The sequence below is a fragment of the Algoriphagus oliviformis genome, assembly GCF_017254915.1.
GTDB classification, from domain to species: domain Bacteria; phylum Bacteroidota; class Bacteroidia; order Cytophagales; family Cyclobacteriaceae; genus Algoriphagus; species Algoriphagus oliviformis.
The window spans coordinates 63,983-76,248 of the sequence record NZ_JAFKCT010000009.1; the positions used below are offsets into that span (position 1 = coordinate 63,983).

A 12,266-nucleotide genomic window follows, 5' to 3' on the forward strand; every position below is an offset into this window, starting at 1 on the left:
AGAAAGTTTTTATGAAAATTGCAGTAGTAGGAACGGGCTATGTAGGCCTAGTGTCTGGAGCGTGTTTTGCCGACGTGGGAATCGAAGTCACCTGCGTGGACATCGATCAAAGAAAGATCGAAAACCTCAAGAACGGCGTCATGCCGATCTATGAGCCAGGCCTGGAGGAAATCGTAGTCCGCAACTATAAAAGCGGTCGTCTGCACTTCAGTACCGATTTGGGAGAAGCAATCCAAGGCGCAGAAGTTGCCTTCATTGCCGTCGGAACGCCTCCTGGCGAAGACGGCTCTGCGGATCTCAAGTATGTGCTTGCCGTCGCCGATGAGATCGGGAAAAAGATGACCGACTACATTGTCGTGGCCACCAAGAGTACAGTGCCCGTCACTACCGGAGAGAAGGTACGGGCGGCCATCAAATCCGCGCTGGATGGGAGAGGCTCTGACCTGCCTTTTGCCGTGGCTTCCAATCCCGAATTTCTCAAGGAGGGCGCAGCGGTGGAGGACTTCCTCAAGCCAGACCGCATTGTCATCGGAGTGGATGACGAGCGGGCCGAGCAGATCATGCAGCGCCTTTACAAGCCTTTTCAGCTCAGCGGTGAGCGCATCATCTACATGGATATCCCCTCCGCAGAGATGACCAAGTATGCCGCCAATGCGATGCTTGCCACCAAGATTTCCTTCATGAATGATATCGCCAATCTGTGCGAACTCGTCGGAGCTGACGCCAACATGGTCAGAAGGGGAATCGGTACTGACCCGAGGATCGGAAACAAGTTCATCTATCCCGGTGTGGGATATGGGGGGTCTTGCTTTCCAAAGGATGTGAAAGCAATCATCAAAACCGCCAAGCAGTATGGCTATGAGCTTCGCGTACTCCAGTCTGTGGAGGACGTGAACGACGATCAAAAATACATCTTGGCAAACAAGGTCAAGGCCCATTTCGGTGGGGATCTCAGCGGGATGACCTTTGCCATGTGGGGGCTGAGCTTCAAGCCGAATACAGACGACATGAGGGAGGCTCCAGCCTCTGTGATCATTGACCAGCTTCGGGAAGCGGGCGCCAAAGTCAAAGCCTACGATCCCGTGGCCATGAAAGAGGCGGAGGCACACTATATCTTCGACAAGGTCACGTATTGCAAAGATGCCTACGACGCCCTGGTCGATGCGGATGCCCTGCTGCTGGTGACGGAGTGGTCAGAGTTCCGAATTCCCAGCTGGGAAGTCGTGGGCAAGCTGCTGAATAACAAGGTGGTGTTTGACGGTCGCAATATCTACGACAAAAAGTATCTGAATTCATTGGGCTTTACGCACTATGGAATTGGAAATAAATGAAACAGTCAAAGTAGGGGAAATCAAATCGATCCAAGAACTGTGATTGATGCGGCTCATTGAAATTTGGAGTTGCCCAAAAAAATTACAAGGCCGACTTGGGAAAGTTTGGTCGAGCAGGGACACTTTTCTCGCAAAAGTGTCCCTGTTTTAGGTAGCTACGTCACATAAGGATGTGGGATAGGCCCAGTACTAGGAAAAGGTCTCCGGAAAATAACGGTCAGTTTGTTGACAGAATTGAAGAGGTTCGGCTTTCCATCGGGCTGGATTTTGTCCTTTTTTGAATTTGCTTTGCAAAAAGCCTGTAGTGTATCCAGTTGATCTCATTTGGTAATTAAATAGTAGTATGTCGGAAAACGCCTCAAAATCTCCCTTTGAAGAACTCACGTTGAGCGGTCTTGCAACGGTTGTTTGGAACAGGCGCAAGGTAGTCTATCAGGTTACCCTCCTGTTTGTTGTGTTGGGAGTCGTTGTTGCACTGGTTTCCCCCAAAAGGTTTTCTGCTACTTCGACCTTCATCCCACAGGTGGGGGAGTCGCCTAGTTCCCAAGGAGCATTGGGTGGATTGGCCTCTTTGGCTGGGTTTAATCTTAGCGGAGTGTCAGGCAGCTCAGATGTCCCGCCTGCTTTATATCCCAAGATAGCCCTGTCCGTCAGCTTTCAAAAGGCTCTCCTCAATGCGAAAATCCACGTGGACGCTTTAGACAGCGCCATTACTTATCAAGAATACTACGATGAGATCTATTCGCCAGGAGTGATGGAGTCTGTCAAAGACTACACCGTCGGCCTACCTGGCAAATTGGTGAAAGCGCTGAAGGGAGAGCCTAAGGAAGTAATAGTCCAAGAGATCACGGGGATTGTCAGGGTGAGTCAGGAGGAGTACTCCCATTTCAAAAGACTCAATTCTCAACTGAAGGTCCTTCCAAACGAGAAAGACGGCATCGTGACTGTCCACTTCGAAATGCCCGAGCCTTTGATGGCTGCCGAGATGACCAAATTTTCGGTCGATTTGCTGCAGGAAGAAGTGATCCAGTTTAAGATAAAGAATGCGAAGGAGCAGTTGCGCTTTACCGAAGAGCGTTTTTCAGAGCGAAAGAAGGAGTTTGAAGATGCCCAAATGAAATTGGCCAACTTCAAAGACCGCAACCAGAATCTGAATTCAGCCTATGCACTCAGTCAGCTTCAACAGTTGGAAGCAAACTATAACTTCTATTTCGATGTGTACACCGAGCTGGCCAAACAAGTAGAGCAAGCTAAATTGCAAGTGGCAAAGGACACCCAAGTTTTTTCTATCCTTCAACCTGTCACTCTTCCAATAGAAAAGTCAAATATTCGAGGCTCTTTTGTCCTGATTATTTTTACAATGATGGGCTTTTCATTTTCGATTGTTTACATTTTGGTGTCTGAGTATTTTAAAAGACTGAAATTGCAATCGCAATGATATCATGTCGATAGACTCCGTGCCTGTTTACTTTCGCTATTTCCACTCAAAACAATTAGTTTAAATAGTATACTCTTTGGGTAGGGAAAGTCTTTTTTCAAACATTTTTAATTTACTTCTATTACAAGGTATGAACTATATCATGCCCTTGGTGACCTTTCCATATCTGGTCAGGGTTTTAGGAGTTGATCAATACGGAGTGCTGGCCTTTTGCCTGGCCGTTTCTTCCTATTTTATTTTGATTACTGACTACGGGTTTAATCTTTCTGCTACTAGGCAGGTGTCGATAAATAGGGATGATCCCCAGAAGATCAGTGAGATTTTTGGTTCAGTCCTGTTTATCAAATTGTTGTTGATGGCTGCCTGTTTCTTGGTGATGGTATGTCTTGTTTTCTGGATCGAGAGGTTCAGCCAAATACAGGGTCTGCTGTTTATTTCATTTGGGATGGTTTTCGGGCAGATTTTATTTCCCATATGGCTTTTTCAGGGGATGGAGAGAATGAAGTATATTACCTACTTGAGCATTTTGGCTAAGTTGATTTTTACTGTAGGTATATTTCTTTTTGTGAATAATGAAGCGGATATCTGGTTGGTTCCTCTACTCAATTCCATCGGTCTTATTTTTATCGGAGTGGTTTCGATTTTTATAGTCGTCAGGCAATTTGGGGTGAGGTTTTATATTCCAAATAGGCAAGTTTTAGTTTTTTACCTCAAGGATGGATGGGATCTATTTACGTCTAATTTGGCTATACTGGGGTATAAGAACAATTCGATATTGCTTTTGGCATTTTATCTTGATCCGATAAATCTTGGGTTTTACTCGATAGGCAAGAAGATTTTTGAGGCTATCAATGGATTGAATGTGGTGTTGTCCCAGGCCTTTTTTCCGAGTGTCTCCCAGGCCCAGAAAGACACGGGTTTAGCCATTTCCAATAGATTGAGAAGTCTTTTCTCTATTTCGATTATACTTTCTTTTTCGATTTTCCTTTTCACTTTTTTCTTCGCCGGTTACATTTCGTTGATTGTGTCAGGCAGTCAAGAGGCTGTCGTTATAGAGATTCTCAGAATGCTGGCAATTGCCTTGTTTATCATAGGTATCAATGTTCCTGCAGTGCAGTACCTTTTAACCACGGGGAATTCCAGAAGATTTAGTGTCATTGTGTGGTGTGGTGTCCTTATTGACCTGGCTTTGTTGTTTTTGCTCGTGCCGAAGTTTGACTATCGGGGGGCACTCTATGCTACCTTGATTTCCGAGACTTTGATCACGCTCTCATTATATTACTATAGCTATTCGATATTTAATAAGCGAAAATATGTTTGATGAAATTTTAGACCAGTACCAGAATAGATATGGTAAGAAAGTACTGGAGCTTGGGCCTGGAGAGACTAAGCAGTTTGAGTATTGTATTGGCTTGGATATGGTCAAGAAGGATAGTGTGGATTTTGTTTGTGACTTGTCTGAGGGCTTTTCTTTTATAAAGGATAGTTGCATAGACGAGATTCATACTAGCCACTTTTTGGAACATATAGATGATTTGCCTCTGTTTCTCAAGGAGGTATTTAGGGTCTTGAAGCCTGGGGGTAGGATGGTCAATGTCGTTCCCCATTTTTCAAATCCATACTACTACAGTGACTATACCCACAAGGGTTTTTGGGGCCTGTATTCTATTTCTTACTTCAGTAAAAATTCCTTTTTCAAACGAAGAGTTCCTATGTACTACAATGACATCGACTTCGAGATTTTGGATGTCAAGTTGATTTTCAGGTCTGACTTTCGGTTTAGAAACCTCTTCAAAAGGATGTTAACGTCTGTTTTTAATTCCTCCAACTACATGAAGGAGCTGTATGAGGAGACGTTTACATATATCTTTCCTTGCTACGAGATCTTTTTTGTCATCCAGAAAAGCAAAAACTGAAATAGAGTCGGAGACAATTGTGCTTTAAAATAGATCGGTTTGATTAACACTATTGCTGTAATTGTCACTTATGGCGACAGATTTGTATTCTTGGAGCAGGTGGTTCGAGCGGCTGTCAAGGAAGGTGTGTCCCAAGTTTGGATAGTGGACAACGCATCTGTGGCTGAATCGAAAAGGCAGATAAGTTCGCTGACATCGGAGCTGGGAAATGTGACAGTTTTCACCAATGAATCCAACTTGGGTACCGCAGGCGCCTATTCTCTTGTTCTTGATCATGCCTTTCGACTTCAGGACGAGTTTTGTTTGTGGTTTTTGGATGATGACAACTGCCCCAGATCGGGCTGCCTTGGCGCTCTGCATAGTGCGTATTCGCTGTTGTCAGAGGACTTTGCCCGTCCTGTTTTGTATTGCTACAGGGGAAACCATTGGCGGGATGATTTGCTCGCGGTTTCGACGGGCTTGATCAAAGGTCCGGTAGCCAATGGTTTTTGTGGGTTTGACATTGTGAGCTATTTGGGCGGCAAATTGGGGGGTAAAAGAGCGACTCCCGATGAAAACGACATTCAATTTCCTGTCATAAAGGTTAAATATGGACCGTATGGCGGACTTTTTACCCACGTAGATAATTTAAGGGAAATTGGTTTGCCCAAGAAGGAGTTTTTTGTCTATGCCGATGACCACGAATACACGATCAGGTTCTCAAAACTTGGGATAAAGCAATTTTTGGTTTACTCCAGCCAGATTGAGGACCTGGATATGTCCTTCAAGGAGGGGGAGGATATTTTTAGCCCGAATATATCGCTGTTTAAGTTGTTTTATTCATTTCGAAACACCGCATACTTTTACAATAGCATAAAAACCAATAGCTACAAGTATCACTTAAATCGGATTTCCTTCTTTTTGATTATTTGCTATTGGGGCTTTTTTAAGTTTCTAAAAAAGCCGGCTTTTATATATGGCCGGATCAAGTTCTTGTTTTCTGCGGTTAGACTGGGAGAGAAGGGCGTTTTTACAGTAGTTCCTGGTTCTTTTGAATAGTTTGTCTGTTCGTTTGATTTTCCTTTTGAAAAAGTAGCCTTATGTGTGGAATAGCCGGATTTGTTGACTTGAATTCGTCTTCAGATCAACATGTGTTGAAGAAAATGACCGATGCTATGTTGCATCGTGGACCGGATGACTCGGGATACTACTTTCAAAATGCGGCCTCGTTTCAAATAGGGCTGGGGCACAGGCGTCTTTCTATTTTGGACTTGTCGCCGCAGGGCCATCAGCCGATGGCGTTCGGGCAGTATCAGATTATATTTAACGGGGAGGTCTACAATTTTAAAGAGATCCGCACCGATTTGGAAAGGGAGGGTTTTTCCTTTAGTTCAAATTCCGATACGGAAGTCATATTGAAAGCCTACAGCCACTGGGGCAAGGCTATGGTCCATCGCCTAAATGGCATGTTTGCCATAGCGATCTATGATAGCATCCGGGAAGAGATCACGCTTTTTCGAGATCGCGCCGGAGTCAAACCAGTGTACTGGTATTTCAGGGATGGCTTGTTCATGTTTGCAAGTGAACTCAAAAGCTTTCATGAGCATCCCCGTTTCAAAAAGGAGATTAGCGAAGAGGGGTTGGGTCTGTTTTTTCAATATGGATACATTCCGCAACCCTATACGATTTTCAGACATACCCATAAGCTGAAGGCCGGTCATATGCTGGAATTCGCTATTTCCAATGCGGAGATCAAGACCTCTACCTATTGGGATGTCATATCATGCTACAATCAAGAGAAGCTTTCCATCAGCGAAGAAGAGGCCAAAGCTGAGACCGAACGACTGCTAAAATCCGCCTGTGAATATAGGATGGTAGCGGATGTCCCGGTAGGGGTCTTCTTGAGTGGGGGCTACGATTCCTCTGCCGTCACGGCATTGTTGCAGAGTTCTCGAAGCGAAAAAATCAAGACATTTTCAATTGGTTTTTTGGAGGAAAACTTCAATGAGGCCCACCATGCGAAAAAAGTCGCCGACTACCTCGGGACTGATCATACGGAATATTACTGCAGACCGGAGGATGCGGTGGACGTTTTGCCCGATTTGGCTTTTTATTTTGATGAGCCTTTTGCGGATAATTCGATGATCCCCACCATGTTGGTGAGCAAGCTGGCAAGGGAGAAGGTGACTGTTTCCCTGAGTGCTGATGGCGGGGATGAGTTGTTTGGCGGGTACGAGAAATATCTGATAGCGGGGAAATACCATGACAAATTCAGTCAGTTCCCCTATAGAAAGCAGATGTCCGGCGTATTGGAGAAGCTGTCACCCCGTAGGCTTCACCTCAATGCTGTTTTTCCCAAGTCCAGCGAGCGGTTTTACAGAGCCCTGTCCTTTTTGAAGTGTGAGTCCCCGGCCGATTTCATGGGCAGTTTTCAGAAGTTTTTCACTTCAGAGGAGGTGAAAGAGCTGGTTCATTCTGGATCGGGGCAGGTATTCACGGGTTTTGACGATTTGGAATATTTGTCGGGTGGGTTGTCGGATTTGGACAAGATGATGGCGATTGATTTTAAGACTTACCAGCAGGATGATATTCTGACAAAGGTGGACCGGTCCACTATGTCGGTAAGTCTAGAAGGGAGGGAGCCCTTGCTGGACTATAGGCTGATTGAATTCGTCTCCCGCTTGGATCCCAGCCTTAAGATCAAGGACGGCAACAGAAAGTACCTGTTGAAAGACATTACCCATAAGTACGTTCCAAAGGATCTGCTCGACAGACCAAAAATGGGTTTTAGTATTCCCTTGGAAAGATGGTTGGTTGAGGGATTCAGGGATCATCTGGAGTTTTATTTTCAGCCTGATAGACTGAAAGAGCACAGCTTGTTTGACGTTTTTGAGATGGTCAAGATAAAGGAGCTGTTTCTCAACGGACATTCTTATTTGTTGGGAAAGGTCTGGACTGTACTGGTGTTCCAAATGTGGTATGACAAATGGATGAGGTAAGGAAGAGTCGCTTGGTGGTCTATACCGCTCTTTTCGGTGACTATGATCAATTGATAGATCCGATTGGAAAGTTTGATCAAGTCGATTTCGTCTGCTTTACCGACCAAAACGATTTGAAGTCGGATATTTGGCAGATCCGACAGGTCAGCAATGCCGCGCTAAGTTCATTGGAGCTCAACAGGATGTACAAGTTTTTCCCCCATCGGTTTTTGGGAGAATATGAAATGAGCTTCTATGTGGATTCCAACATCCGCATAAAAAACGCGGCCAATAGCCTGTTTCGCCAATTGATCGATAGCGACTATACGTTTGCTCTTCCCGATCATTTTGGCCGACGATGCGTCTACGATGAAGCCAATGTGATCATTCTGTCCAAAAAGGGCAACGAGGAGGTCGTGAACTCCCAAATGAAAGGCTACGAAGCGGAAGGCTTTCCTGTAGGGTTTGGGTTGACAGAAAACAACCTTCTTTTCAGAAGACACACTGACCCAAAGCTGATCAAGACGATGGAGCTCTGGTGGGAGGAGTTTCAGCATAAAAGCAAAAGAGATCAGCTCTCGCTGATGTATGTGTTGTGGAAATCGGGTCTGGACTTTACGACAGGCGTATTTTCATCCCGACGCAGTCCCTACTTTTCGATGGAGCCGCATAAGGGTGCTGTCACCGGATTTACCAAGCTGATCGGCTACGTCAGATTCAAAAGATTCTATGACTCTAACCAGCCGCTACCTCTGGTTTTTGACTATTTGGACAGGATTTATGGGAAGATCGTCCGGATGCTTTAGTGTATATGCTTTCGAACTGTTTTGGAGACTAGGTTGACGACGGTCGTTTTTGCGATGTATGAGCGGAATGCCACACTGAGGGAGGATGTGATCGCCTTCTTGAACAGGATTTCCCAAGCGTCGGATTTCGAGGTGTTTCTGGTCTATAATGGCGAGCTGTCTAATCTGGACAGGCTCCCCAGCAGTGTTCGAAGCATTCCAAATCCTACCCAAGGATATGATTTGAATTGCTACATCAGGGGATTTTTGGAGGCTAGACTGACTGGGAGGGCGAGATTTGTATTTCTGAACAATTCGGTTTTCATCTCAAATCCCGAGGTGTTCATGCGCACCATTCTCTCCATGAGCCGAAAGCTGGAAGACAACCCATTTGTCGCCTTTAGCCTGAGCCATGAGATCAGAAAGCATTTCCAGTCCTTTTTGTTTGGGATTGATTTCACAGGCCATGAGCAGGTGATGGAGACGGTCACCGATACCTGTGTTCGCTACGACCGGGCCTTTACCAGGGAGGAAGTGATTGGGCTTTTTGAGTTGAAAAGCTATGACTATGTGGTCAAGGATTTCAAGTTGGGCTTTTCTGTGATGTTCCAACCCCACCTTTTGACCAAGCTAAAAGGGTACCTCGCCTTTTTGCTTCGGCTGGGATTCTTGGACAATATGCGGGGTCTGATCCATTTGGATAGAGTCAACTTCAGCCTGTTTCTCAAAAATGATATTGAAAAACAATTTGGCTTTAGAAAGATCAAGTCCACGACTGTATTAAACAAGCTGAATGAAAGTTAAGGACATCCATCTGACCAATTGGATTTTCTCTGTTTGGCCGTTGTTCTTGTTTGTCAGCCAGAAGGCCCTTCTTCCTTTGCAGTTTCTTTCTTTTTTGATTTTGAAGAAGGAAAAGCTGTTGGTTTACTTTCTGGTTTTTTTTTCCGCATTTGCCTGTTTTTTGACACTTTTTTGGCTGAACAACTCGATGAAAAACGACTTCGGCTTTAGTCATTTTTTGGGGTTTGTATTGTTTGTTGTTTCGGTTGTTCTGATTGGGCACTCCTGTAGAATAAGTTTTGACTTGGATCTGAAATGGATCACGATATTCAATTTCGTATCCATCGTATTGGCAATTGTATTCTTTGTACTCAACCTTGATTTCAGCTTTTTTAGGGGATTGAATTTTATCCGGGGTTCAGATGGAGCGATCCACCGGGTATTCATCGAGACCACTCCATTGCTTATTCTCAATGACTACAGCTTGTTCAAAAACAAGCTGCTCAACATCTTTTTGTTTTTGTTGACCTTCGTTTATGTTTTTGTGCTGTGCAAGAGTTTTTTCATCATCATTTTCTTTGTATGGAGGCTGTGGGTTGACCATAGTGATCTGATAAAGAAAAAGTTCTGGTATTTCTTTCCGCTGATGTTGGCGGGAGTGGTCTTCATGGGCGTCGAGCTGGTATCCTACGTGGTGAGAGCGGATCTTGCGTTGAGCATCGTGTTTAAATACAATCAACTGCTGGGTATCTTGGAGCTGATTAGCGGCGATTTTTTATTTTTTGGGAGAGGATTTGGTTTTGTTATTGAAGAATATGTCACGGATTTCAGCCAACCCTACCAGATAGAGATGCAGCTTCCGATGTTGTTTCTCCAGTTTGGATTGATTGGATTTCTCCTGTTTGCGACGTTTATCTTCTCGATTTTTTTTATCAGCGGAATACATAAGCCGCTGCAAAGCACCCTGATGTATTTTTCTGTGGGTTTTGTGAATCCCTGGTTGTTTTTGCCTATCTGGTTTTTGACCTGTTGTTACTTCTTTAGAAAATAGAATGTTGAAAATTGCCTTGATTTGTTCCCACAACGGGGAGGACTTTATAGCGCAGCAAGTCGAGAGTATAGCCAAACAGTCTTTGCCCGTGGATTTTATCATCGTGCATGACTATTCGTCTACCGACTCCACTCGGGAGAAGATCAAAGGCCTGAGCGAGAAGTACCTCAATTTGTCTTATGTTTTTTTCGACTTTGCCAAGTCGGCTTGCCATTCTTTTCTGAATTCGATTGCTGTAGTAAGAGAGGCGCAAGCCGGCTCGGAGTACGTTCTCTATCTCTGTGATCAGGATGACGTCTGGGCCTACAACAAAAATGAGCGGGTATTTGCGGAGATTCGGAAAGGTGCGGAGTTCGTATTCCATGACGTGATCATTTCCGACTCGGATCTAAATCCCATCAAAACATCTTTCTACCACAAGTTTTGGGATGTTCGTCGGGACTTTGTATTGCCCAGCTTGTTTTTGTCCAACTGCGTGATTGGGCACACGATTGCTCTATCCAGTGTTTTTTTGAGCCAATTGGATCTGGACTTCGACGAACGGATCCCGATGCATGACTGGTATATTTCCTTGTCGGTGCTCAATCGGTCAGTTTCCTATAGCTTCATTCCAGAACAGCTGAGCTCCTATAGACAACATTCCAGTAATGTACTGGGCGCTTCGCAGGCAAATCCCTTGGCGAAAATCAAAAAGTCCTATAGACATGGTAAGGCGCTATTGCTTTACCAAGAGTTTCTTTTGTCCAAGGGCTTTCCGACCACCACAAATCTGCTGCGGCTTTTTCGCAATTCACTCAGCCTAAGGCCTTTCAGCAAATTGGGGTTTATAGTTCTTACTCTGACTTTTTCGTCGTTTTTCAAGGCGACAAGACAGATCAAGTAGTCGCTCTTTCCAGAGCACGATATTAAAATGGCAAAACAAAAGTTAGCAATACTCGGTACAGTGGGCGTTCCGGCTACCTATGGGGGATTTGAGACCTTGGTGGACAATCTACTGGATCATCTTCCAGAGTTCTATGAAGTGACGGTATTTTGCGAGAGCAAATCCTATCCGGACAAGCGCAAACGCTACAAAGGGGCGGACCTGCTGTACCTAGACCGAGCGGCAAACGGCGCCAGCAGCATTATCTACGATGCCGAGTCACTGCTGAAGACCTACAAGAGCCAAGACTACATTCTGTTGTTGGGAGTCTCCGGGGCCTTGATGATCCCTTTGCTCAGGCCCTTTACAAAGGCGAAAATCATCACCCATATCGATGGGCTGGAGTGGCGAAGGGAAAAGTGGGGTTTTCTGGCAAAAAAGTTTCTGAAGTTTTCCGAAGCCCTTGCCGTGAAGTTTTCCAGCGGGGTGATAGCGGACAACAAGCACATCCAAGATTACGTGCGCAGCAGGTATGGAAAAGATTCGTTTCTGATCGCCTATGGAGCCAACCACGTGGCCGCTGTTTCTCCCGAACCCTTTCTCAAGAAATACCCGTTTCTAGGTACTCCGTATATGTTTACCGTCTGTCGTATCGAGCCTGAAAACAACGTGGAAATGCAGCTGAGGGCTTTCAGAGAGTCATCGGTGGGGATGCCGTACGTGGTGGTGGGCAACTGGAATGCCAGCGACTATGGGATGAGCCTGTATCGGGAGTACTCCAAAGTGGACAATATCATCCTATACAATCCGATCTACGAGATGGAGGAGCTCAACGCACTCCGTTCCAACTGCTATTTTTACCTCCATGGCCACAGTGCAGGCGGCACCAACCCCTCCCTCGTGGAAGCCATGTACTTGGGCTTGCCGGTGATTGCCTATGGGGTCAACTATAACCGGGAGACCACCTTTGGAAAGGCCCGCTATTTTGCGGACATCGAGGAGCTGAAAGGCCTGCTTTCAGAAATCCACTCCATCGATCGGGAAGAGATGAAGGAGACGCTGGCTGTACTTGCCAAGACACATTACTCTTGGGAAGCCATCAACAGAAAATACATGGAGATGCTGGAGGCCCTCAGATGAATT

The 12,266-nt window shown here is 45.3% G+C and carries 13 protein-coding genes; 11 read left to right on the forward strand and 2 right to left on the reverse strand.

Annotation, left to right across the window (positions count from 1 at the left end):
- Window positions 1–11 precede the first annotated feature (11 nt).
- The 9 genes from J0A68_RS18120 to J0A68_RS18160 all read left to right on the forward strand — a co-directional run bounded on the left by J0A68_RS18120 (window position 12) and on the right by J0A68_RS18160 (window position 9,441).
- Window positions 12–1,331, forward strand: coding sequence for a UDP-glucose dehydrogenase family protein (locus J0A68_RS18120; protein WP_206579652.1), 1,320 nt, complete (start codon window positions 12–14; stop codon window positions 1,329–1,331).
- Window positions 1,332–1,674: 343 nt separating this feature from the next.
- Entirely contained in the window at window positions 1,675–2,769 is a 1,095-nt protein-coding gene (locus J0A68_RS18125) for a Wzz/FepE/Etk N-terminal domain-containing protein (RefSeq protein WP_206579653.1), read from the forward strand.
- Window positions 2,770–2,845: 76 nt separating this feature from the next.
- Window positions 2,846–4,090 carry a flippase gene (locus J0A68_RS18130; protein ID WP_262898041.1) on the forward strand — a complete coding sequence of 415 codons (1,245 nt, stop codon included), beginning with the start codon at window positions 2,846–2,848 and terminating at the stop codon, window positions 4,088–4,090.
- Window positions 4,083–4,685: a class I SAM-dependent methyltransferase gene (locus tag J0A68_RS18135; protein WP_206579655.1), complete on the forward strand. Its 603-nt coding sequence runs from the start codon at window positions 4,083–4,085 to the stop codon at window positions 4,683–4,685. Before J0A68_RS18130 ends, J0A68_RS18135 begins: the two co-directional genes overlap by 8 nt.
- A gap of 39 nt (window positions 4,686–4,724) precedes the next feature.
- The gene (locus tag J0A68_RS18140) at window positions 4,725–5,723 is read left to right on the forward strand and encodes a glycosyltransferase (protein WP_206579656.1); all 999 of its coding nucleotides are present in this window, start codon (window positions 4,725–4,727) and stop codon (window positions 5,721–5,723) included.
- A 41-nt stretch (window positions 5,724–5,764) separates the two neighbouring features.
- The gene (asnB, locus tag J0A68_RS18145; protein WP_206579657.1) at window positions 5,765–7,663 is read left to right on the forward strand and encodes an asparagine synthase (glutamine-hydrolyzing); all 1,899 of its coding nucleotides are present in this window, start codon (window positions 5,765–5,767) and stop codon (window positions 7,661–7,663) included.
- The gene (locus J0A68_RS18150) at window positions 7,651–8,448 is read left to right on the forward strand and encodes a glycosyltransferase domain-containing protein (protein ID WP_206579658.1); all 798 of its coding nucleotides are present in this window, start codon (window positions 7,651–7,653) and stop codon (window positions 8,446–8,448) included. Before asnB ends, J0A68_RS18150 begins: the two co-directional genes overlap by 13 nt.
- 21 nt (window positions 8,449–8,469) lie before the next feature.
- Window positions 8,470–9,231, forward strand: a complete 762-nt coding sequence (locus tag J0A68_RS18155; RefSeq protein WP_206579659.1) for a hypothetical protein — start codon at window positions 8,470–8,472, stop codon at window positions 9,229–9,231.
- 18 nt (window positions 9,232–9,249) lie between these two features.
- Window positions 9,250–9,441, forward strand: coding sequence for a hypothetical protein (locus tag J0A68_RS18160; RefSeq protein WP_206579660.1), 192 nt, complete (start codon window positions 9,250–9,252; stop codon window positions 9,439–9,441).
- A gap of 187 nt (window positions 9,442–9,628) precedes the next feature.
- Here the strand turns inward: J0A68_RS18160 and J0A68_RS18165 are convergent, their stop codons facing one another.
- Window positions 9,629–9,949 (reverse strand): hypothetical protein, encoded by a 321-nt coding sequence (locus tag J0A68_RS18165; RefSeq protein ID WP_206579661.1) that lies wholly within the window; start codon window positions 9,947–9,949, stop codon window positions 9,629–9,631.
- A gap of 36 nt (window positions 9,950–9,985) precedes the next feature.
- Window positions 9,986–10,294: a hypothetical protein gene (locus J0A68_RS18170; RefSeq protein ID WP_206579662.1), complete on the reverse strand. Its 309-nt coding sequence runs from the start codon at window positions 10,292–10,294 to the stop codon at window positions 9,986–9,988.
- Between J0A68_RS18170 and J0A68_RS18175 the strand changes: the two genes are divergently transcribed.
- Together J0A68_RS18175 and J0A68_RS18180 are read left to right on the forward strand one after the other, a co-directional pair.
- Window positions 10,263–11,144 (forward strand): glycosyltransferase, encoded by an 882-nt coding sequence (locus J0A68_RS18175; protein ID WP_236025660.1) that lies wholly within the window; start codon window positions 10,263–10,265, stop codon window positions 11,142–11,144. The genes J0A68_RS18170 and J0A68_RS18175 overlap by 32 nt on opposite strands.
- A gap of 27 nt (window positions 11,145–11,171) precedes the next feature.
- On the forward strand, window positions 11,172–12,263 hold the full coding sequence (locus J0A68_RS18180; protein ID WP_206579664.1) for a DUF1972 domain-containing protein: 1,092 nt from the start codon (window positions 11,172–11,174) through the stop codon (window positions 12,261–12,263).
- Window positions 12,264–12,266: the final 3 nt, after the last annotated feature.